Origin of the sequence: Modestobacter muralis (genome assembly GCF_010682105.1) — a bacterium.
Taxonomy (GTDB): domain Bacteria; phylum Actinomycetota; class Actinomycetes; order Mycobacteriales; family Geodermatophilaceae; genus Modestobacter; species Modestobacter muralis.
Genome location: NZ_JAAGWH010000003.1, coordinates 37,981 through 60,001, shown reverse-complemented (window position 1 = coordinate 60,001; position 22,021 = coordinate 37,981). Strand labels below are relative to the sequence as shown.

At 75.7% G+C, this 22,021-nt stretch carries 18 protein-coding genes; 3 read left to right on the top strand and 15 right to left on the bottom strand.

Features of this window, described 5'->3' with window-relative positions; genetic code table 11:
• Nucleotides 1-10 precede the first annotated feature (10 nt).
• From GCU67_RS00985 to GCU67_RS00930, 13 genes are all read right to left on the bottom strand, one after another.
• Entirely contained in the window at nucleotides 11-523 is a 513-nt protein-coding gene (locus GCU67_RS00985; RefSeq protein WP_163609143.1) for a hypothetical protein, read from the bottom strand.
• 236 nt (nucleotides 524-759) lie between these two features.
• On the bottom strand, nucleotides 760-1,611 hold the full coding sequence (locus tag GCU67_RS00980; RefSeq protein ID WP_211660547.1) for an HAD family hydrolase: 852 nt from the start codon (nucleotides 1,609-1,611) through the stop codon (nucleotides 760-762).
• Nucleotides 1,608-2,744, bottom strand: a complete 1,137-nt coding sequence (locus GCU67_RS21115) for a cysteine protease StiP family protein (protein WP_211660546.1) — start codon at nucleotides 2,742-2,744, stop codon at nucleotides 1,608-1,610. Before GCU67_RS21115 ends, GCU67_RS00980 begins: the two co-directional genes overlap by 4 nt.
• Nucleotides 2,741-4,129 (bottom strand): phosphoribosyltransferase domain-containing protein, encoded by a 1,389-nt coding sequence (locus tag GCU67_RS21110; RefSeq protein ID WP_211660545.1) that lies wholly within the window; start codon nucleotides 4,127-4,129, stop codon nucleotides 2,741-2,743. Before GCU67_RS21110 ends, GCU67_RS21115 begins: the two co-directional genes overlap by 4 nt.
• Nucleotides 4,126-5,280, bottom strand: a complete 1,155-nt coding sequence (locus tag GCU67_RS00970; RefSeq protein WP_163609140.1) for an HpcH/HpaI aldolase/citrate lyase family protein — start codon at nucleotides 5,278-5,280, stop codon at nucleotides 4,126-4,128. Before GCU67_RS00970 ends, GCU67_RS21110 begins: the two co-directional genes overlap by 4 nt.
• 100 nt (nucleotides 5,281-5,380) lie before the next feature.
• Complete coding sequence (locus GCU67_RS00965) at nucleotides 5,381-6,484, bottom strand: hypothetical protein (RefSeq protein ID WP_163609138.1); 1,104 nt, start codon at nucleotides 6,482-6,484, stop codon at nucleotides 5,381-5,383.
• Between the two features lie 13 nt (nucleotides 6,485-6,497).
• Complete coding sequence (locus GCU67_RS00960) at nucleotides 6,498-7,061, bottom strand: TerD family protein (protein ID WP_163609136.1); 564 nt, start codon at nucleotides 7,059-7,061, stop codon at nucleotides 6,498-6,500.
• Nucleotides 7,062-7,071: 10 nt separating this feature from the next.
• Complete coding sequence (locus GCU67_RS00955; RefSeq protein WP_163609135.1) at nucleotides 7,072-7,560, bottom strand: hypothetical protein; 489 nt, start codon at nucleotides 7,558-7,560, stop codon at nucleotides 7,072-7,074.
• Nucleotides 7,561-7,599: 39 nt separating this feature from the next.
• Nucleotides 7,600-8,829, bottom strand: coding sequence for a toxic anion resistance protein (locus GCU67_RS00950; protein WP_163609133.1), 1,230 nt, complete (start codon nucleotides 8,827-8,829; stop codon nucleotides 7,600-7,602).
• An 88-nt stretch (nucleotides 8,830-8,917) separates the two neighbouring features.
• A complete protein-coding gene (locus GCU67_RS00945; RefSeq protein WP_163609131.1) occupies nucleotides 8,918-9,496 on the bottom strand; it encodes a TerD family protein in 579 nt (192 codons plus the stop codon).
• Between the two features lie 91 nt (nucleotides 9,497-9,587).
• The gene (locus tag GCU67_RS00940) at nucleotides 9,588-10,268 is read right to left on the bottom strand and encodes a TerD family protein (RefSeq protein ID WP_163609129.1); all 681 of its coding nucleotides are present in this window, start codon (nucleotides 10,266-10,268) and stop codon (nucleotides 9,588-9,590) included.
• Between the two features lie 111 nt (nucleotides 10,269-10,379).
• The gene (locus tag GCU67_RS00935; protein WP_163609127.1) at nucleotides 10,380-10,958 is read right to left on the bottom strand and encodes a TerD family protein; all 579 of its coding nucleotides are present in this window, start codon (nucleotides 10,956-10,958) and stop codon (nucleotides 10,380-10,382) included.
• 95 nt (nucleotides 10,959-11,053) lie between these two features.
• Complete coding sequence (locus GCU67_RS00930; protein WP_163609125.1) at nucleotides 11,054-11,629, bottom strand: TerD family protein; 576 nt, start codon at nucleotides 11,627-11,629, stop codon at nucleotides 11,054-11,056.
• A 359-nt stretch (nucleotides 11,630-11,988) separates the two neighbouring features.
• Between GCU67_RS00930 and GCU67_RS00925 the strand changes: the two genes are divergently transcribed.
• A complete protein-coding gene (locus tag GCU67_RS00925) occupies nucleotides 11,989-12,372 on the top strand; it encodes a C40 family peptidase (RefSeq protein ID WP_246214394.1) in 384 nt (127 codons plus the stop codon).
• A 57-nt stretch (nucleotides 12,373-12,429) separates the two neighbouring features.
• Here the strand turns inward: GCU67_RS00925 and GCU67_RS00920 are convergent, their stop codons facing one another.
• Nucleotides 12,430-12,774, bottom strand: coding sequence for a nuclear transport factor 2 family protein (locus tag GCU67_RS00920; RefSeq protein WP_163609121.1), 345 nt, complete (start codon nucleotides 12,772-12,774; stop codon nucleotides 12,430-12,432).
• Nucleotides 12,775-12,854: 80 nt separating this feature from the next.
• On the opposite strand from GCU67_RS00920, the gene GCU67_RS00915 reads away from it, so the two are divergent.
• A complete protein-coding gene (locus tag GCU67_RS00915) occupies nucleotides 12,855-13,646 on the top strand; it encodes a MerR family transcriptional regulator (protein WP_163609119.1) in 792 nt (263 codons plus the stop codon).
• A 53-nt stretch (nucleotides 13,647-13,699) separates the two neighbouring features.
• Here GCU67_RS00915 and GCU67_RS00910 read toward each other — a convergent pair whose 3' ends face one another.
• Complete coding sequence (locus GCU67_RS00910) at nucleotides 13,700-16,429, bottom strand: MGH1-like glycoside hydrolase domain-containing protein (protein ID WP_163609117.1); 2,730 nt, start codon at nucleotides 16,427-16,429, stop codon at nucleotides 13,700-13,702.
• A 190-nt stretch (nucleotides 16,430-16,619) separates the two neighbouring features.
• Between GCU67_RS00910 and GCU67_RS00905 the strand changes: the two genes are divergently transcribed.
• Nucleotides 16,620-21,986, top strand: a complete 5,367-nt coding sequence (locus GCU67_RS00905) for a DUF4011 domain-containing protein (protein WP_163609115.1) — start codon at nucleotides 16,620-16,622, stop codon at nucleotides 21,984-21,986.
• Nucleotides 21,987-22,021 lie beyond the last annotated feature (35 nt).

Genomic DNA, 22,021 nt, shown 5'->3' with positions numbered 1-22,021 from the left:
CGGGGGGAGGTCAGTCGCCGCTGTAGGCGCTGACGCCGAAGTGCTGGTCGCCCTCGTCGTCCTCCTGGACGAGCACGGTGGCGGCCTGGCCGCCGACGATCACCGCGCAGGTGTCACCGGTGCAGTCGATGGTCTCGACCTCGAGGTCCTGGCCGGACAGGAAGCTCGTCACGGCGGCCTCGGTGTCGGCGTTGGCGTCGTCCCGCTGGTTGCGGTAGAGGACGACCGCGGCGATGGCGAGGGCGGCCACGATGACCACCAGCAGCGCCGAGATCAGCGCGTTGGTGTTGCGGGCGACCCAGCCGGGCTCGCCGGCGTCGGGGTTGCCGTCGCCGATGCTGCCCTGGGTGGTCGTGCCGGAGCCGGTCGCGTCCGGGAACGCGGTGCCGTCGCTGCCAGGGGCGTGCAGACCGGGGGTCGGGGTGCCGTCCGGGGTGCCCACGGAGGTGGCGCCGGCCGGGGTCTGCGGGAGGGGCCCGGCCGAGCCGTGCTCGGTGGGGTGGGTGCTGCCGTCGGTGCTCATCGGGTGCGTGCCTCGCTCGGGAGTGGTCGGACGCCGCGTGGTCCGCGGCAGGGTCGTCTGCGTGCTGGGTGGCGTGGGTGCTCGGTGGCGTAGGTGCTGGGTCTGCGTGCCGGAGCTGGCCCGGCGGGGGCGCACCGCGCGCGGCGGGCGCGGGCACCGACGCCCACAACACTGCCACAACGGTGCCACGCCCCCGCCCGGCTCTCAGGTCGGCGGCCCGGCGCCCGGGCCACGAGTCAGCCGGTGGCCGTGCGGGCGCGGGGCGCCACACCCTCGGTGTGCGCGGCGAACCAGGCCACGATCTCCGCACCGGCGGCCGCCCCGGTGCTGGTCAGCGCCTCGACCCACGGCGCGGACCAGCCGCTGGCGGCGATCTCGCCGTGCCCGGGGTGCACCCCGCGGTCGGCGGCGGCGAGCAGGTCGACGTCCAGCAGCGAGTCCCCGGCGGCCAGGACGACGTCGGCGCCGATCCGGTGGGCCACCTCCAGGGCCGCCGCGGACTTCCGCAGCGGCTGCGGAACCAGGTAGACCTTGCGGCCCTGCAGCGACACCGACCAGCCGCCGGCCTGCGCCCAGGCGGTGAGCCGCTCGACCGCGCCGGCGGGCACGGCCGGCCGGTCGACGACCACGTAGCAGAACAGGTCGGCCGCGACCCGGGGCTGCCCGGCCCACTCCGGGCGGCAGAGGTCGGTCAGCTCGGCGAGGGCCGCGGCCAGCGGCGCCACCGCGGCCACCTCGCGCGCGACCCGGCGGTCCCAGGCGGGGTCGGGGACCCCGTCGACCAGCAGGACGCCGCCGTTCGCGGCGACCGCGTACCGGGGTGGTGGCCCGGGCAGCCGCACCCGGGCCAGCTGTGCCGGGGTGCGGGTGGTGACCGGGACGACGACCTGCGCCCGGGCGAGCTCGGCCAGCGCGGCGGCGGCGGGGCGGGTCATGAAGGAGACGTCCCGGTCCCGGTACCGCTCGACGGCGACGAGCCCGTCGGTGCCGGGCCCGTCGGGGTCGGCGACCAGGCCCCCGGACGGCGCGGCGGCGGCGGAGTAGATGAGCGTGCGGTCCAGGTCGCTGGCGACGAGCGTGCCGGTCACGCGTCCCTCCCGAAGTGGCGGATGAGGCCGACGCATGCGTAGGCCATGTCCTCGACCAGCTCGACCGCAGCGCCGCGCTGCTCGGCGAGCAGCAGCACGTGGTCGAGGTCGGCGACGGCGTCCCGGCGGACCAGCACCTTCTCCGGGACCCGGCGCAGCAGCACCCGGGTGGTCTCCCCAACGCCCGGCTTGACCAGGTTCAGGTCGGCCACGCCGTGCTCGGCGGCCAGGCGCTGCACCGTCGCCCAGCCCGACCAGGTCGGCGTGCGGTCGGTGGCCCGCAGCGCCGGCAGGTCGGCGGCCACCTGGTCGGCGACCGCGGCGAAGGAGTCGCTGACGGTGTCCAGGAACCGGGCCGAGACGTCGACCGGTGCGAGCTCGGCGTAGAACTTCGCGCCGTGGAACTGGCCGGGTGCGATCAGCCGGTCGGTGAGCACGGTCCGCGAGACCAGGCCGGACACCGTGGAGTTCAGGCACGCCGAGGCGATGAGGAAGTCCCGCCGGGTGCCGAAGAGCGACGTGCAGGAGCCGGGGTCGGCGAGCACCGCGAGGTCGGCGGAGAAGCCGCGCCCGGCCGGCAGCGCGGTGTTGGCCTGCGCCACCGAGGCGGTGAGCTCGCGGGTGATCGCGCCCTTGCCGGTCCAGCCGTCGACGAACACCACGTCCCGCGGGTCGTGCGTGGCGGCCAGGTGGGCCAGCGCGACCTGGTCGATGCCGCGCCCGCGCAGGATCGAGATCGCCGCGTGCGGCAGGTCCAGACCGTGGGCGGCCCGGGCCCAGCGGCGCATCAGGATGCCCACCGGGGTGCCGGCCCGGGCCAGGGACACCAGCACCGGCGGCCGCGCCCGCTCGGTGAGCACCAGCTCGGTGACCAGCCCGACGGCGTGCGCGAGCGTCCCGGCCGAGGCGGTGAGCGCCCGGTCGAACAGCTGCTGGTACGCCGGCCCGGGCTGGTACTCGACCGGCAGCGACTCCGAGTAGTGGGCGGTACCGGACTGGACCGCCTCCTCGCGCTCCTCGACCGGCGCCTCCAGGTCGGCCCCGGAGAGGTCGGTGAGCAGCCAGCTGACCTCCTCGGCGCGGTAGGAGCCGAACGCCGGTCCGTGCAGCGGCGCCGGCAGCGTGCCCGTCACCGGGCGCCCGGGCGGGAGCTGGGCACGGTGAGCACGGTGACCGGCCCCGCCACCACCGCGGCGAGCCGGGCCCGGAGCTCGGCGTCCCGGCCCGTGTGCGCGTCGTCGACCACCAGCAGCACCGCGTCGAACGGTGCGCCGCAGGCGGCCGGCGCGACGTTGTAGGCGAACCGCGGCCCCGGGCCGTCGGCGGGGTCGTCGGAGGCGGGGAAGGCCAGGGCCGTGCGGATCGCGCAGCCGGGCTCGTCGACCGGCACCACCGGTGAGCGGGTGGTGCTGCTGAAGAGCACCTCCACGCCGTCGTCGGCCAGCAGCGCGGACAGCTCGGCGGCCAGCCGGGTGGGCAGGTACATGAGCTCCTCGGTGCCGAGCACCAGCAGCCGCTCCCCCGCCGTCCGGGGCAGGCCGGGCAGCAGCTGCCGGGCCACAGCGGCCACCGCGGCGTCGAAGGCGGGGCGCTCGGCGTCGGCGAAGCCGTGCCGCCCCCCGTCGCGGACGCCGTCGGGCCAGCCGGTCGCCGTCCGGACCTCGACCGGGCCGGCCGCGACGGCGACCAGGGGCCGCCCGTGCTGCTCCACGAGGGCCGCACCCCGGGCCAGCGCGTCAGCGGGCAGCGCGACCTCCCCGGTGACCAGTGCGACCACCTCGACCTGCACGCCGGCGCGGTCGGCGAACGCGGCCAGCGCAGCGCGGTCGGCGGCGGTGCGGAGGTCGACCAGTGCGGCGACCAGGTACCGCTGCCGCGGGGCGACCGCCTGCAGGGCGCGGATCGTGTCCATGACCGTCGCGCCGGTGGACAGCTCGTCGTCGACCAGCACCAGCGGGCGTGGGCCGGCCAGCAGGCCGGCGTCCTCGGGCAGCAGCAGGTGGCTGGTGGCGTGCGAGTGCTGCTCCTCGAACGCCCCGACCGGGGTCACCCCGGGCACCGGCCGCCGGGTGGAGTGCAGGTACGGGGCGCGGAGCTGGTCGGCCACGGAGTGCCCGAGGCCGGTGGCGGTCTCGGCGTAGCCGAGCACCAGCGCGTCCGCAATCGCGGTGCTCCGGTGCGTGTCGACGGCGGCCAGCAGCCGGGACGACGCCGTGCCGTCGGTGCCGCGCAGCGCAGCGGCGACCAGCGCGCCGCCCTCCTCGCCGAGGCCGGTGGGCGCGCCGGTGAGCCGGTCCGCGACGAGGGCGCCGAGCAGCCGGCCGGTGCCGTGCACGAGCCGGGGGTCGGTCGGCACGTGCTTGCCCAGCACCCGGCTGACCAGCAGGTGCGCCCGCCGCGGGTTGCGGCGCAGCGCCATGCCGACGAGGTCCTCGGCGACCAGGCCGCCGACGCCTGCGGTGGTGGTGAGCCGGGCGCCGAGCCGGTCGGCGGTCCACTGCCCGCTCCACACCGTCACAGGGCGGCGCCCAGCAGGTCGACGAAGGACGTCGTCGGGTGGGCGACGCCGAAGACCTGGGCCCGACGCAGCGTCTGCAGCGCCCAGGCGGTGTGCGGCTTGGACTCGTTCATCTTGTTGCGGAACGCCGACGCGGCCACCCCGCCGGCGGCGCCGGTGCCGAGGACCGCGACCGCGTCGCTGTGCTCCTCGTGCGTGACCACCGACAGCGCGTGCACCGCGGCGACGTGCGAGGGGTGGATGACGGTCTTGCCGCTCAGCCCGTTGGCCCGGTCGAGGACCACCTCGCGGATCAGGCCGTCGAGGTCGCGGCGGATGAGCTCGGTGCGCAGCGCGCGCTCCTGGTGCTCGTCGAACGGGGTCTGCCGGAGCTGGGGCTTGAAGAGCCGCTCGGGGCTGGAGAAGTACTCCCAGACCGCACCGGTGATCACGTGGCCGGTGCCGTCGGCGCGGCCGAGGACGTTGACGATGTCGGCGATGGTGTCGGCCAGCACCCGCACGTCGTAGACGGTGAGCTCGCGGCTGCGCCGCAGACCGTAGGTCGCCGACAGGTCGGTGGCGCCGATCCGCACCGCGAGGACGTGCTCCCGGTGGGCGGCGAGCAGGTCGCGGATGCCGAGCAGCGCCGCGGCCCGGGTCTCCAGGTGGGCGACCTCCGGCGACTCCACCACCGGCATCACCCGCAGCAGCCGGCCGGTGCGCTCGCTGGCGGCCACCACCTCGGCGAGGAACGCCGGGCCCGTGGTCGCGGTGAACTTGGGCAGCACGAAGCCGGTGAGGACGTTGAGGTCGCTGCCCAGCCCGGCCACGATCGCCGGCACCTGCTCCGGCGACCGCACCCGGATGAACAGCAGCGGCCCGTCGGGGGCGGTGGCGGCGAGCTCGTGCAGCTGGGCGACGACGTTCTGCTCGGCCGCGGGGACGTCGGCGTCGGCGATCGCGTCCTCCAGGCAGAGCACGGCACTGAGCACGCCGGCGGCCCGGTTGCGGGCGACGTCCGTCGCCAGCGCGGGCCGGGTGGCCGGGCTGTAGAGGGTCGCGCCGAGGGCCAGGCCGAGCACGGCCGGGTCGTCGGCGGCGGTGAAGGGCTGCGGCGGCAGGGCGAACAGCCGCCCCTCGTCGGCGCCGGTCAGGTTGTCGAAGTGGCGCATGAGGACCTCGGGAGGGAGACCACCGGGTGCTCCGGTGGCGGACGGGACGGGCGAGCGGACGTCGGTGCCGCGCGGGCTCAGCAGGCTGTTCCCGGCGGGCTCACAGCACCGGGGTGGCGCCGTCGGCCCAGGTGATCCGGTCGTAGCCGTAGGCCGCGGCCACCTCCCGGACGGCGCCGGTGATCGGCTCCGCCTCGGCGCGCAGCACGAACTCCCCGTCGATCGCGTACAGCGAGAGCACCGCGACCGGCCCGGCGTGCTGCCCGACGTCCAGCGGCACCTCGACCCGCGCGCCGCCGAAGGTGGTGACCCGCAGCGTGCCGCCCCAGTCGAGCTCGCGGCCGGACTCGGAGAACACGTGGACCAGCAGCCGGCGCAGCGCGCGCGTCTGCCGCAGGTCGACCGTCAGCCTCTCGTGGGCGGCGCGCGCCCCGGTGACCACCGGACGGCGGGAGTGCGGCGGTGCGGTGCCGATGCCGGTGGCCAGCTGGACGAGGCCGGAGGTGCCGTCGGCGAGGGCGTACAGCGCCCCGATCCGGACGTCGCCGACCGCCGCCGACACGATCGCCTCGATCGTCAGCGTGCCGACGCCGGACTGCACCCGGGTCAGGGTCACCGTCGGGTCGCGGCGGGTGAGGATCACCCGCCCGCCCGGGGCGAGCCGGGGCACCGTCCGGCGGACCGGCGGTGCGGCCGCGGCAGGCGCGCGCACCGGCGCCGGGGGCGCATCCGGCGAGCGCACCGGGGTCGGCCCGAGGCTCAGCGGGTCGGACGCGCGGGGACTGGGCGCCGCAGCTGGGCCGGTGAGGTCCAGCGGGTCCCCGAGGTCGAGCGAGGACGACGGACGGCGAGCCGCGGCCGGCGGCGCTGCGGCGGGCGGGGCTGCAGCCGGCGGGCCGGAGAGGTCCAGCGGCGAGGACAGGTCCAGTGACGGCGCCGGCGCGCGGCGGGCCGGCGCGGGCGTGGACAGGTCCAGCCCGGACGACTGCTCTGACAGGTCCAGTCCGGCCGACGAGGACCGCGCGGGCGGCGACGGCTCGGACAGGTCCAGCCCGCTCGACCGGGCGGGCGACGGTGCGGGGGGAGCCGCGGGCCGCGGCGGCTCGGGCGCCGGGGCTGTCCCCGGGACCGGCCGCAGGGTGCGGTGCCGCAGCCACCCCAGGTCCGGGCGCGGCGGCGCGGACGCCGGCGGCTGGCCGATCACGGCCGGCCCCCGGTCACAGCGGCAGCCCGTAGTCGGCGGCGATCCCGGCGATCCCGCTGGTGTAGCCGGCGCCCAGCACCCGGAACTTCCAGTCGCGCTGGTGCCGGTAGACCTCGCCGAGCACGAGCGCGGTCTCCCCCGACAGCACGCTGGCGAGGTTCTCCGAGCGCACGAGCTCCCGGCTGCCCGCGGCCTCCCGCACCACGACGGTCAGCTCGCGCAGCTGCCCGAGCGTCCGCCGCTGCGCCGTCCCGTCGTTGAGGTACAGCACGACGACCAGGCGGTTGACCTCGGCCGGGACGCCGGACAGGTCGATCTCCACCTGCTCGTCGTCGCCGGCCAGCGCGGTCTCCACCTGCGCGACCGACTCCTCCGGCGAGGTGAGCTGGTTGAAGAAGACGACGTGCTCCGGGGAGAGCGCCTTGCTGTCGGCGTCGCAGAGCACGGTGGCGAGCACCAGGTTGTCCTGCAGCACCCGCTCGGCCCCGGCGTTCCAGGAGACGCCGACGACGATCCGGGTCAGGCCGGGGATCTCACGGGTCAGGGCCACGTTGGCGCCGCGGCTCATCGCCGCCATCAGACGTCCTTCACAGCTCGAGGTCGGATCGGGTGAACTTGGTGCGCAGGAAGCTGCCCTGGGTCATCAGCGCGTCGACGTCGGAGTGCTGGGCGGCGTCGCGCACGGCGAGTGCGGACGCCTCCAGCGCCTCCAGCTGCTCCATCAGCGACTGCGCCGGGGTGCGGCCGCTGGCCCGCGGGGTGTCGACCAGGTCCTCGTCGACGGCCAGGTAGCTGCGCACCGTGGTGGGCAGGTAGTCCGTCGCCGTCGCCTTCACCGAGATCGCCGCGTAGACGTCCAGGGGCCGCACCTCGGCGCCGTCCACGACGTCGCGGAGCGCATCGGTGACCCGCCGCGCGGTGACCACCGCGGTCAGCGGCAGCCGGCCGGCGGAGGAGTTGACCAGCCGGTCGACCGACGTGAGCGCCGCCCGCAGCGCCGCCGGGCCGTCCTCGGGCTCGGGGTCGACGGCGGCGACGACGCGGGTCGCGGCCTCAGGCCGCTTGAACCACGCCACCGTCGCCCCTCCCCCCGCACCCCGTGCCCGGCAGTGCGCTCACCCGCCGGTGATCTCGTTCCGGCGGGTGCGCTCCAGGTAGGGCTGCGCCCGCTGGATCTGGCCCTCGAGCGCCTGCACGGTCGCCGCCATCGAGTCGACGGCCTGCGCGCGGAAGGCGTCGACGGCGTCCATGGTGGCGAACACGTTGTCGAAGGCGGCCTGCAGCTTGGCCACGTCGATGGTCGCCGACGCCGCCTGCTGGTTGATCGCCCCGCCCTGGATGCGCAGCTGCTCCGAGGTGGACTCGATCAGGTTCGACGTCACCGTGTTCAGCGCGTTGATCTGGTCGAGCACCAGCTTCTGGCGGCTCAGCGCCTGCGACACGATCACCGCGGTGCGCAGCGCCGCGATCGTGGTGGTCTGCGCCCGGTCGACGCCGCGGATGAGCTCCAGGTTGTTGCGCCGGATGAGGTCCAGGGCCATGTAGCCCTGCACCGCCACGGCCATCTGGGTCTGGATGTCCTGCCGGCGCTGGCGCACGGGGAACAGCGCGTCGGACCGCACGGTGTTCGCGTCCTCGGTGCGGCCGGCGACCTCCAGCTCGGCGACCCGCTGCTCGAGGGCGGCGTCGAGGGCGGCGGCGAGCTCGTTGTACTCCCGCAGCTTGCCCATCAGGGCCCACATGTTGGTCTTCTCGGTCTCGATGGCCGCGTTGTCCTTGCGCAGGTCGTCCTGGCCGGAGTCCAGCGCCTTGATGATCGAGTCCAGGTGCGACTGCGCCGACTGGTACTTGGCGAAGTACCGGTCGACCTTGTCACCGCCCGGGATCCACTTGAGCACCTTCTTGACCCCGGTCAGGTCGGCCCGGTTGGGGTCCAGGTCGGTGACGGTGGTGCGCAGGTCGACCAGGGTGTTGGAGACCCGGGTCTGGGCGTCGACGGCCTTGCCGCCCTTGCCCATCGCCGCAGCGGGGCGCTCCAGCATGCGGTTGGACACCGCCGCCGAGGAGCGCATCTCCTTGTCGCCCATGTTGGTGATGGAGGCGACCTTCTCGGCGAACGCCGGCGACTTGGAGTCCAGCGACACCAGGTCGGCGACGAAGGCCTCCGCCCGGCTGCGCAGCTCGACGGCCTTGCCGTCCTCGATCGGGACGGCGCCGGCGGCCGCCTCCGGGGCGACGACCACGACCGGCGCAGGCGGGGCGAGCACGAGCGCGCCCGCGGCCGGCGCGGCCGCCGGGGTCGCCGTCGGGGTCGCCGACGACGCGCTCAGGTCCAGTTCGGACACGGGGTTCCTCCTGCGGATCGGTCGGTGGCTACCGGGGTGGGCGGGTCAGCGGGGTGGGCGGGTCAGCGGGGTGAGGCGGGTGGGCGGATCACAGAGCGCTGGAGACGGCGGGCATGAGGTCCCGGAACGTACGCCCGGACGCCGGCACACCGAGCGCGGTCATCGACCAGCCGGCGCCGTCGCGGGTCACCCGGGCCATGATCTGCGCGTTGTGCGAGCCGGAGCCGGTGAGCTCGTAGCGGGCGATCTCGGTCTCGGTGGTCTCGTCGATCAGCCGGCAGAAGGCGTTGGCGATCGAGGAGAAGTCCTGGCCGGTGAAGGAGTTCACCGTGAACACGACGTTGGTCACCGAGGCGGGCACGCGGGAGAGGTCGACCTGGATCGCCTCGTCGTCGCCGTCGCCGGCGCCGGTGCGGTTGTCGCCGGTGTGCAGGACCGAGCCGTCGGAGCTGCGCAGCTGGCGGAACCAGACCTGGTCGACCAGGTTGCCGCCGGCGTCCAGCAGCAGCGCGGAGGCATCGAGGTCGACCGACTGGGCCTTGCCGCCGCCGAAGAAGCCCTTCTTCTTGACCGCGTCCCAGCCCAGGCCCATGCGGACGCGGGTCAGCGAGCCGCCGTCCCGCTTGGACAGGGAGACCTTCTGGCCCTTGCTCAGGTTGACGCTCATCTGTGCCACTCCTTCGTGGGTGGTGTGCGGTGCAGGTCGGGGTCCGGCCGGTCAGACGTACGGCGGGGCGTCAGGGGTTCCCGAGACCGCCTCACTTGCGGCCCACGCCCCAGCGGATGCCCCAGTCGTAGGCGGCGTCGAGCTGGGCCTGGGTGCCGTCGACGTAGCGGACCTCCCGGCGGACGGCGAGGTCGCCGCCGCTGGGGGTGAGCAGGGCGATGGCGCAGGTGCGGGCGCCGTCTCGGGGCTCGTCCAGGCGCACCTCGATAGAGGGCCCGGACACCGGGGTGAGGGTGACCAGGCCGTCGGCGGCGGCCCAGTTGGCCGAGCCCTTGTAGATGTAGGCGAACACCAGCACCCGCCGGATGGCCGCCGACTGGGCCAGGTCGACGTGCAGGTTCTCCCCGGCCGAGTTGCTGCCCGACCGGTCGTCGCCGTCGAGCCAGATAGTCGGCGAGGCCGCACCCGGCGCGGTGACGGAGAAGGCGTTGCCCAGCGCCTGGACGACGCCCTTCTTCCCGTCGGTGAGCTCGTACAGGCAGCCCAGGTCGAGGTCGACGTCCGGCTCGCGCTTGCGCAGGAAGCCGCCGGAGGAGGGCCGGGAGGTCCAGTTCAGGTTGACCCGCAGCACCCCGCCGCCACCGCCGGACTTGGTCAGCGACACGGTGGGCGAGGCCTTGGTCAGCGTCACCTTCCTCGGTGCCACCGCCTCAGGTGCCGTCACCTCGGGTGCGGCCTGCTGCTGCGGCCGCTTGGTGTAGTCGATCGGCACTCGGTGTCCCTCCGCCGTCCAGGCGCTGGCGCGCCGCTCCCCGCAGGCGCGGTGCGCGCGCGGCCCATCCAACCAACCACCGGCGCCGCTGCCCAGCCGCGGCGCCCCGGCTCACCCGACGTTGACGCCGAACTCCGTGGCGATGCCTGCAAGTCCGGACTGGTAGCCCTGCCCGACGGCCCGGAACTTCCACTCCGCACCGCGCCGGTACACCTCGCCGAAGATCATCGCCGTCTCGGTGGAGGCGTCCTCGGACAGGTCGTAGCGGGCGAGCTCCACGCCGTCGTCGGCGTTCACCACCCGGATGTAGGCGTTGCGCACCTGCCCGAAGGACTGCCGCCGGGCGTCCGCCTCGTAGATGGAGACCGCGAAGACGATCTTGTCGACGTCGGCGGGCACGGTGGCCAGGCCGACCCGGATCGCCTCGTCGTCGCCGTCCCCGAGGCCGGTGGTGTTGTCACCGGTGTGCTCCACCGAGCCGTCGGGCGAGGCCAGGTTGTTGAAGAACACGAAGTGCTCGTCGGACAGCACCCGGCCCACGCTGTTGACCAGCAGCGCGGAGGCGTCGAGGTCGAACGCCGAACCGGACGTCGTCCGGGCGTCCCAGCCCAGGCCCACCACGGCCGTGGTGAGGCCGGGGGCCTCCTTGGTCAGCGAGACGTTGCCGCCCTTGGCCAGGCTGACGCCCATGACGTGCTCCTTCGAGGTGGCGCGGGAGGCCGGCGGCGGGTGCCCGCCGCCGGCCCGTGCTGTCGCCGCCGCGCTCCCGGGCGCGGCCGGGGAGGTCAGACGTTGATGCCGAAGTCGCGGGCGATCCCGCCGAGGCCCGCCGAGTAGCCCTGGCCCACGGCGCGGAACTTCCAGTCGGCGCCGTTGCGGTAGAGCTCGCCGAAGACCATGGCGGTCTCGGTGGAGGCGTCCTCGGAGAGGTCGTAGCGGGCGATCTCGCGGTTGTCGGCGGCGTTGACCACCCGGATGAACGCGTTGCGCACCTGGCCGAAGCTCTGCCCGCGCTCGTCGGCCTCGTAGACCGAGACGGGGAAGACCACGCGGTCCAGGGTGGTCGGGGCGCCGGCGAGGTCGACCTTGATCTGCTCGTCGTCGCCGCCGCCCTCACCGGTGAGGTTGTCGCCGGTGTGCTCGATGGCGCCGTCGGGGCTGCGCAGGTTGTTGAAGAAGACGAAGTGCTCGTCGGAGGGCGCCTTGCCGTCCGCGCCGAGGCCGATCGCGGAGGCGTCGAGGTCGAAGGGCTTGCCGTCCGTCGTGCGCGCGTCCCAGCCGAGACCGACGATCACCGTCTTCAGCCCGGGGGCCTCCTTGGTGAGTGAGACGTTCCCGCCCTTGCTGAGGCTGACTGCCACCTGGATCTCCTCTGATCGGTTGCGCGGGCCGCTCCGACACCTGCCGACCCGGCTCTCGGTCCCGATACTAGGCAGCACAGCTGTACGGGAGCTGCGCGTTCACCCGCCCCAGCGAGCGCTCTGTGCGCTCCTTCCATCCGGTGCATCATGGTCAACGAGCGATCACTGGACGTTTCCGGCTCGCAATGACCAGGTGCATCGCGTCCCGGCTTCCTGGCGCTGGGCGGCCGGGTTGTCGGCAACCCGCCTGGGAGCTGCCCAGGTCAGTGACGGCGAGTCGCGTGACCATGACGCACCGTGTGCGGTCTGGGTCGTCCGGAGGCCGTCCGGCGATGCGATGCGCGCACCCGCAGACCCCCATGTCGGCGCCCAGCCACGTCGTGGCACCCAACGCCGCCGCCCAGCGGATCGTCGACGCCGCCCTCGGCCAGCGGGGCAAGCCCCACGTCTGGGGCGGTTCCACCACCCGCGGCTTCGACTGCTCGGGGCTCGTCCAGTTCGCCGCGCGGGCCGCCGGCATCTCGGTGCCGCGCACGTCGCGGGTCCAGGCGACCGCGGGCACGTACGTCGCCCGGGCCGACCTGCGCCCCGGTGACCTGGTCTTCTTCTACGAGCCGGTCAGCCACGTGGGCATCTACCTCGGCAACGGGAAGATGGTGCACGCCCCGACGCGCGGTGACGTCGTGTGGATCGCCGACGTCGACCGGATGTACGGCTACACCACCGCCCGCCGCATCGTCTGACCCCTGAGTGGAGTCCCAGCGCTCGCATCCTGCAGCGCTGGGACTCCACCGGGCCGGTCAGGGGGCGATGGTGAGGACGGCGATGCGGTCGCCCCGCAGCGTGAAGCGGTACTGCAGGTCGACCACGCCGCCGGGGAAGTCGCCCTCCAGGTGGCTGGTCACGACCCAGTGCTCGTCGTCGGTGCGCTGCGCGCCGGTCAGCTCGGTGGTGAACGTGTACTCGCTGGACGAGTGCTCCAGCCAGTCGCGGATCTCCTCGGTGCCGCGGTGGGTGCGGCCCTCGTCGGTCACCTCGGCGTCCTCGGTGAAGGCGGCGAGCGCGGTCCCGGTGTCCCGGGCGGTGTGCGCGACGAGGTGGCTGCGCACGGTCGCGGGCAGGTCGGTGATCTCGATGTCGGTCATGTCCTGCACCGTGCGCCGTCCCGCCGGGTCAGGGTCAAGGGGTTGGACCCTCCCCCGGGGAGAAGGTGCACAGTGCCAGGGTGCTCACGATCGGCGAGTTCGCCCAGCTGACCCACCTCAGCGTCCGCACGCTGCGGCGGTACCACGACGCCGGGCTGCTGGAGCCGGTCCGGGTCGACCCCGCCAGCGGCTACCGGTACTACGGCGCCGGGCAGATCCCGACCGCGCAGGTGATCCACCGGATGCGCGAGCTCGACGTCCCACTCGCCGACGTCCGGCGCATCCTCGACTCCCCCGACCCACGGGCCCGCGGCACGCTCGTCGCCGACCACCTGCGCCGGCTGGAGGCCGAGCTCGACCGCACGCGGTCCGCGGTCGCCTCGCTGCGCCGGCTGCTGGACCCCGCCCCGGCCGCCCTGGACGTCGAGCTGCGGCGCGTGCCGGAGACGCCGGTGGCCGCGGTGGCGGCGGACGTCGCGCTGACCGACGTCCTCAGCTGGTACTCCGGCGCCGTCGCGGAACTGGACGCCGCCGTGCCCGAGCCGACCGGGCCGCCCGGCGGGCTGTACGACAACGCGCTGTTCACCGCGGGCGCCGGGCACGTGGTGGTGCACCGCCCGACGGCGCGCCCCGTGCGCGCCGGGCGGGTGCACCCGCTGACGCTGCCGGCGGTCGAGCTGGCCGTGGTCACGCACGCCGGCGACCACGACGACGTCGACGTCACCTACGGCGAGCTGGGCGCCTGGGTGGTCGAGCACGCGCTGGCCGTCGCCGGCCCGGTGCGGGAGACCTACCTCGTCGGCCCGCGGGACACCCCCGACCCGGCCGCCTGGCGCACCGAGATCGGCTGGCCGGTCTTCCGCGTGGGCTGACGGAGTCCCAGCGCTCGCTCCGCGCAGCGCTGGGACTCCATGACGTCGAGCGGTCAGCCGGCCCAGCGGGGGTCGGGTGGGAGCCGCGGGTTGAGCAGGTGCGCGACCAGCGCCGTCCAGCCGGTCTGGTGCGTGGCGCCCAGACCCTCGCCGGTGTCGCCGTCGAAGAACTCGCTGAACGTCGGGTGCTCCCGCCACAGCGGTGAGTCGCTGGACTCGATCCGGTCGCCGTCGGCCGGGCGCTTGCCGTCGACGGGGCGGAACAGCCGGGCGAGGCTGGAGTCGATGAGGTCGGCGGCGTCGACCAGCGTGCAGTGGTTGCCCGACCCGGTGGGGATCTCGATGGTGAACGTGTCGCCGTAGTGCCGGCCCAGCGTGCGCAGCTTGTCCGCCAGCAGCACGTTGACCGGGAACCAGACCGGTCCGCGCCAGTTGGAGTTGCCACCGAACAGCCCGGTGCGCGACTCCCCCGGCTCGTACTCGATGGAGGCGTCCCGGCCGCCGACCTTGGCGATCACCTGCCCGGTCGACTTCGACAGCGAGCGGATGCCGAACGGGGAGAGGAACTCCTCGGTGTCGAACATCCGCTGCAGGATGCGAGCGAGCCGCTCCTTGTCGACCAGCGACAGCAGGATCCTGCGGCCCTCGGGCGCCGACCGGCTGCGCAGCGGGCCCATCAGCTGCGGACGGCGCTTCTGCAGCCACCGCACCCGCTCGGCCACGTCGGGCACCTGGGTGCTGACCCACGCCGGGATGTCGGTGGCGCCCAGGATCGGCAGCAGCCCGACCATCGAGCGCACCCGCAGCGGCTCCGCCGTCCCGTCCGGGGCGACGAGGACGTCGTAGAAGAACCCGTCGTCGGAGTGCCAGAGCTTCACCTCCTGCGACCCGAAGGCGTTCATCGCCTCCGCGATGGCGAGGAAGTGCTCGAAGAACTTGGTGGCCACACCGTCCCAGGCCTGGTTGCCGCGCGACAGCTCGAGGGCGATCTTGAGCATCTGCTGGCAGTAGAACGCCATCCAGCTGGTCGCGTCGGACTGCTCCAGCCGGTAGCCCGGGGGCAGTGGTGCGGAGCGGTCGAACAGCGCGATGTTGTCCATGCCGAGGAAGCCGCCCTCGAACACGTTGGAGCCGTCGGCGTCCTTGCGGTTGACCCACCAGGAGAAGTTCAGCAGCAGCTTGGTGAACACCCGGATGAGGAACGCCCGGTCGCGGTAGCCGTCGATCCGGTAGACGTGCCACGCGGCCCAGGCGTGCACCGGCGGGTTCACGTCACCGAAGGCCCATTCATAGGCCGGCAGCTGGCCGTTGGGGTGCATCGCCCACTCGCGGCACATGAGCACGAGCTGTTCCTTGGCGAAGTCGGGGTCGACGTGCGCCAGCGGCAGGGTGTGGAAGGCGGTGTCCCACGCGGCGAACCACGGGTACTCCCACTCGTCGGGCATGGAGATGACGTCGGCCAGCGCCAGGTGCCGCCAGCTGGTGTTCCGCCCGCCCTTGCCACGCCGGGACTCCGGCGCCGGGACGTCGGGGTCGCCGTCGAGCCACTGGGCGACGTCGAAGCGGTACAGCTGCTTGGTCCACAGCAGCCCGGCATAGGCGCGGCGGGCGACGTGCCGGTCGTCGTCGGACAGGCCCGGGTGGATGACGTTGGCGTAGAAGTCGTCGGCCTCGGTCTTGCGCGAGCGCAGCACCCGGTTGAAGGCCGCGCCGAACATGTCCGCGTCGGGCTCGGCCGGGCGCAGCCGCAGCTTGACCGTCACCGTCTCCCCCGGCGCGACGGCGTCCCAGCGGTACCAGAACGCGGCCTTGGTGCCGGTGTCGGCCGGGTTCACCGCCGTCTTCTCGCCGTTGACGACGCGGCGGTTGATGCCGTCCTTGGGGTAGCGGGAGGCGTTGCTCCGTGCGCCGAACAGCGCGACGGCGTTGGTCTCGTTGTCGCAGAACAGCACCTCGGGGGTGCCCTCGGCGGCCAGCACGTACCGGCCGAGGTAACCGTGCTCGGCCTCGACGGCCTCCACCCCGTTGACGGTGAGCGTGGGGGCGAGCAGCTGGGTGAGCGTGCCCTGGCGCTTGTCGTGGCCCCAGGACCAGGTGTTGCGGAACCAGACCTGCGGCAGCAGGTGCAGCGGGGCGGCGTCCGGCCCGTGGTTGGTCGCCGAGACGACGATGCAGACGTCGTCCGGGGCGTTCTTGGCGTAGGTGACCTGGACGTCGAAGAACCGGTCCTCGTCCAGGACGCCGGTGTCGGACAGCTCGTACTCCCGCTCCAGGCGGGTGCGCTCGGCGTTCTCCCGGCGCAGCTCCGCGTACGGGTACTCGGCCTGCGGGTAGCGGTAGAGCCACTGCATCCAGGAGTGCGTCGGGGTGCCGTCGATGGCCCACCAGTGCTCCTTGGCGTCCTCGCCGTGGTTGCCCTCGGCGTTGGTCAGCCCGAAGAGCCGCTCCTTGAGGACGGGGTCCTTGCCGTTCCACATGGCGACGGAGAAGTTGAGGAAGCCGTAGCGGTCGCAGATGCCGCCCAGCCCGTCCTCGCCCCAGCGGTAGGCGCGGGCGACGGCGTGGTCGAAGGGGAAGGACGCCCAGGCGTCGCCGTCGGCGGAGTAGTCCTCGCGGACGGTCCCCCACTGGCGTCCGGCCAGGTAGGGGCCCCACATGCGCCACGGCGCGGACATGTCGGAGGACTCGGCGAGGCGGGCGTGCTCGGCGGAACGGGGGGTGTCGGCGTCCTGCGGACCGGGGGGGCTCGTGGACTCGTCGTACCCGGAGGTGGCGGCAGACACGACCGCCAGCCTGCCATGCGCGCGCGGCGCCCTCCCGGTGACGGGGCGGTCGGAGACCAGCATCACCGCCCGGCGTCGGCCCCGGCGGTCGACCCCGGCACGGGACGCACCTGCGGACCACCCGTCCCACCGGTCACAGGCGCGCCCCAGGGTCCGGGCCCGCGCGGCGGGGTGCGGGTAGACAGACGGCATGGGCGCGCACCCCGGCCCCCCGCCGGTCCCGCAGGGGACGGCAGCCGGCCGCACGGCGGTCACGGTCTCCGCCGTGCCCGTGGTCGGGGAGGTGCTGGCCCGGCTCGGTGCCCCGGTGGTCACCCGGCTGACCCTCACCGGCGGGGACCGTCCGCTGCGCGACGTCCGCGTCACCGTCGCGGTCACCACCGACGACGGTCCGCTGGGTGCCCCGGTCGAACTGCGCTGCGACCTGGAGCCGGGCCGCACGGTCACGCTGACCGACGTCCCGCTGCTGCTGGACGCCGGCGTGCTCGCCGCGCGCACCGCACCGGGGATCGGCACCGTCGAGGTGGTCGCCGAGTGCGACGGCGAGCTGGTCGGCCGGGCGGGCAGCCCGGTGACCGTGCTGGCCGCCGGCTCCTGGCTGGCCGCCCCGCTCCCGCTGGCCCTGGAGACGCTGGCCGCGCACGTGCAGCCGGGCGACCCCGCCGTCGCCGCCCTGGTCGGTGCGGCCACCGACACGCTGTACTGGCGCACCGGCGACGCCTCGGTCGCCGGTGCGGCCAGCGCCGAACGCGTCGACCAGACGGCGGCCGCGATCGTGGAGGCGATGCGCCGCCGCGGCATCCGGGCCGCCGTCCCCACCCCCGACTGGGCCACCCTCGCCCAGCCCCTGCGCACCCCGAGCCAAGTGCTCGAGGACCGGATCGGCAGCAGCCTGGACACCGTCGTCGTGCTGGCCGCCGCACTCGAGCACGCCGGCCTGCGGCCGCTGCTGTGGATCTGTGCCGACCACGCCTTCCTCGGCTACTGGCGCACCGACCGCGGCGCTGATCAGACCGCCACCACCGAGGTGACCGGCCTGGCCGACCTGGTGCACCGCGGCGAGGTGCAGCTGGTCGAGACCACGATGCTCACCAGCCGCGCCGCGTCGGCCACGTTCGGCGACCTGCACCGCATCCCGGCCACCACCTGGCTGACCGGTGACCGGCACGGCGTCCTCGGGGTCACCGACGTGCACCGCGCCCGCGCCGACGGCGTGCACCCGCTGCCGCTGCGGACCCCCGGCCCCGACCGCCGGCCGGCCGCGCCGCAGCCGCCCGCCGACCCGCTCGCCCTGCCCGACGGCGTCCGCGACGCGCTGCTGGAGCTCGGCCCCGGCACCGTCGCCCTGGGCGTGCGCTCGCTGCGGCTGCCCACGCTCGCGGACCTGCTGGCCGCCGGGACGGCGCTCACCCTGCTGCCCGCCGACCAGCTCGGCGCCGCCCAGCGCGCCCGGGGCATCCGCGCCGGCAGCGACCTCCCGCCCCACCAGCTGGCCGAGCTGCTGGAGCGGCACGCCGGCATCTACACCGACCTGCCGCAGGTGGCCTACCTGCCGCGGCTGCGGGAGCTCACCGCCCGGGCGCGCGCCGCGGTGGCGCGCACCGGGGCCGCCGAGCTGCACCTGGCCCTGGGATCGGTGGCGTGGGAGCGCGAGGGCCGGCCGGTGCGGTCCCCGCTGCTGCTGGTGCCCGTCGTCCTCACGCCCGTGCCCGGCAGCGACGCGCACCGGGTGTCCGCCGCGCCGGGCGGGGCGCCCGCCTACAACGACTGCCTGCTCGCCGAGCTGCGCGACCGGTTCGGCGTCGACGTGCCCGCCGACGGCACGGTGCCCGACCTGGCCGCCGACCTCGGCGCGCTCCGCTCGGCCCTGGCGCTGGCCGGCCTGCCGCACCGGGTCGAGCCGACCGCGGACCTCGCCCTGGTGCCCGCCGCCGCGCTGCGCACCCGCGAGGACGCCGTCCGGGCGGTGGCCGAGCCGGGCCGCCCGCCGCTGGTCTCGACGCTGCTGCACCCGGCGCCGGGGTGGGCCCGCGACGCCGAGCCGCCGACCGCCGGGACATCCGACCTCGAGGCGCTGGCGGACTCCCTGCCGTTGCCGGCCGACGGCGCGCAGCTGCGGGCGGTGGCCACGGCGCTGGCCGGGGAGACGACCGTGCTGTCCGCCGCCCCGGGCACCGGCGCGGTCCAGACGGTCGCCGCACTGACCGCGGCCGCCGTGGCCGAGAGCCGGCGGGTGCTGGTCGTCGCCGCGCGCCCGGCAGCGCTGGCGGCCCTGGCCGACCGGCTCGGGACCGCCGGCCTGGCCGGGCGGGTGCAGGACCTGTCCGGTGCGGCCACCCCGCGCACGTCCCGGCCGGCCGTCGCCACCACCACCGCCGACCTGGGTGCCGCCCGCCGCGTGCTCGCCGCGCACGCCGCCCGGCTGCACACGCCGAACTCGGCCGGGCTGTCGCTGTACCGCGCGCACGGCGCCCTGCTGCACGGCGCGCCCGACGCCCCGGTGCTGCCGGTGCCCGAGGCGTTCGTGGCCACCGCGTCGGCGCGCACCACCGCCGCCGTCCGCCGGGTGCTGGCCGGCCTGCCCGCGGTGGCCGACCCGACCCGGCCGCGACCGGGGCACCCGTGGGGCTTCCTCGACGACCCCGAACTCGACCCGGTCGTGCTGGCCGACGCGGTCGTGGCCGTCGACGCGGCGCTCGCGCTGCTGCCCCCGGCCGGACCGCTGGCCCGGGTCGCCGCCGCCGCGATGCAGCCCGAGGACCTCGACGCGGTGGTCACGGTGCTCTCCGGCGTCCCGGTGCCGCTGGCCGAGCTGGACCGCACCGGGCTCCCGGACTGGGCGGAGACGGTGGACCAGCTGGTCGCCGAGGTCGCCGCGTTCGTCGCGCTCCCCCACCCCGGCCTGGACGTCGCCCTGCCCGAGGCGCTCGACCAGCCGCTGGTGGAGCTCGCCGAGTCCGCCCGCGCCGCCGCGGCGTCCGGCCGGATCGGGCGGGCCAAGCGGCTGGCCGCGGTCCGCGAGCTGATCGCCCCCGTGCTGCTGCCGGACGCGGCCGTCGACCCGGCGGAGCTGCCCGAGCTCACCGCGTCGCTGCTGGAGGTGCAGACGGCGATGCGCGAGCTGGCCACCTACGCCGGGGACGTCGCCGGGCTGCGCGTGCCGTGGTCGTGGAACCCACTGCTGGACCCCGGGCTGGTGGAGCGGCAGGTGGCCCGGCTGCGGGAGCTGCGGGCCGCGATGGACCGGTCGCGGCCGTTCACCCCGGCGCTGCGCCGCTACCTGGACACCGACCCGCCGCACGACCCCGCCGCGGCCGCGACCGTGACCGCGCTGCGCGACGCGCTGGCCGGGCTGCTCGCGGTGGTGCGCCCCACGCCGGAGCGGTGGGCGCAGTGGTGCGGCACCGGCTTCGTGCCGCGCTGGGAGACCACCCAGGACGAGCGCGCGATGGAGGAGTTCGGGCTGCCGTCGCTGGGGCGCTGGCGCGACCTGCTGCAGCAGCTGCGGCTGCTGGAGGCCGCCGGGCTCAGCGAGCTGCGCGGCGTGCTGCTCACCGGCGGGGTCGCCGCAGCCGACGCGGCGGCGGCCTTCGACCGGGGGCTGGCGGTCACGTCGCTGGCCGAGCGTTCCGCGGCAGGCGGCCCGGACGCCGGCGCCGACCTCGACGCCGCGGTGCGCGACCACCTCGCGGCCGCCCGGGCGCTGCGCGCCGCCGTCGTCCCCGGGGACGGGCAGGTGGTGCTGGCCTCGCCGGACGCGGTCGCCCGGCTGCTCCCGCCCGGCGCGGACGGCTTCGACCTGGTCGTCGTCGACGGCGGGCTCCCGGTCGTGGCCGGCCTGGGCGCGCTCAGCCGCGCCCGGACGGCGGTGGTCGTCGGCGACCCGCTGGCCGCCGCCCCCGGCGACCTGGCCACCGCGTGCCTGGCTGCCGGCGTGCCGCGCCGCGACCTGACCGTGCACCACGCGAGCCGGGACGAGTCGCTCGTCTCCTTCGCCGACCGCACGTACCTGTCCGGGCTGCTGGCCACGCTCCCCTCCCCCACCGGCCCGGCCGTCTCGCTGCGCCGGGTGCCGGAGGCGGTGCTGCGCGGGGCCGGCGAGCTGCAGGGCACCAACCCGGCCGAGGCGCACGCGGTGGTCGCCGAGGTGCGCCGCCGGAGCGGCCGCCCGGTCACCGTCGTCACCCTCACCGAGCCGCAGCGGGCGCTGATCGAGCAGCTGCTGCGCGACCACGCCGAGCCCGGGCAGGTCACCGTCGCCCCGGTCACCGACGTCCCGGCGGCCGAGGTCGTGCTGTTCTCGCTGGGCTGCGCCCCCGACGCGGACGGCGACCTGCCCGCCGATTTCGGTCCGCTGAGCCGGCCCGGCGGCGAGCGGTGGCTGGCCGGGGCGGTGGCCCGGGCGAGCCGGGAGGTCGTCGTCTTCGCCTCTTTCGACCCGGCGCAGCTGCGCGACGACGCGACGGCGATGACCGGCGTGCGGCACCTGCGCGCCTGGCTGGACGTGCTGATCGGGGCGGCGACGCTGCCCCGGGCGCTGGCCGCACCCGACCCGCACCGCGAGGACGTCGCCGCCGCGCTGCGGGCCCGCGGGCTGGTGGTGCGCACCGACGTGGGGCTGTCGTCGTCCCGGCTGGACCTGACCGTGGCCCCCGCGGAGACACCCGAGCGCCCGGTGCTGGCCGTGCTGCTGGACGGCCCCGCGTGGGCGGCGCAGCCGACGGTCGCCGACGGGCTGCCCGACGAGGCGCTGCGCGACCGGCTGGGCTGGCCGGCGGTGGCGCGGGTGTGGCTGCCGGCGTGGCTGGCCGACCGGGAGGCCGTGCTCGACCGGCTGGTCGCAGCCGTCGAGGCGGTGCCCGCAGCCGTTCCGTCGCCGGCCGAGGAGGACCCCGGGCCGGAGGTCCCGCGGGTGCCCGTCCCGCCGCCCGCCCACGTCCCGCGGCCGGCAACGGCCCCGGCCGAGCCGGTGCGGACGACCGCGCGGCCGTCCGTGGGCCCGGCCGTGCTGGCCGGCGAACGGCCGTTCGTGCCGTGGACGCCGCCGTCGGCGGGGTCCGCGCGGGCGTTCCGCGAGCTGGACGACCCGGCGGTCGCCGCGCAGGTGCGGCGGGTGCTGGTGGCGGGGATCGCTGCCGAGGGCCCGGTGCACCGCGACCGGCTGGTGCAGCTGACGGCGGCCGCGTTCGGGGTGGCCCGGGTCAACGCAGAGCGGACGGCGGAGGTGCTCGCGCTGCTGCCCGACGCCGAGGCGGAGTTCCGCTGGCCCGAGGGCGTGGACCCGGCGACGTGGACCGGCTTCCGCCGGCAGGCCGGCTTCGACGAGCGCCCGCTGGAGCACGTGGCGCCCGAGGAGCTCGGCAACGCGATGGTGGCGCTGTGCCGGGCGGGTGCGGGGATGACCCGCGACGAGCTGTTCGCCCGCACGCTGGCGGTGTTCGGCCACCCGCGCCGGCACCCGGTGCTGGTGCCGTACCTGGAGCGCGCGCTGGCCACGGCCGTGCGCGCCAGCAGGGTGACCCGCGAGCCCGCCGGCCCGCTGATCATCGCCGCCTGACGCTCGGGAATCGGCTCGCAACTGTCGGTGGCCGG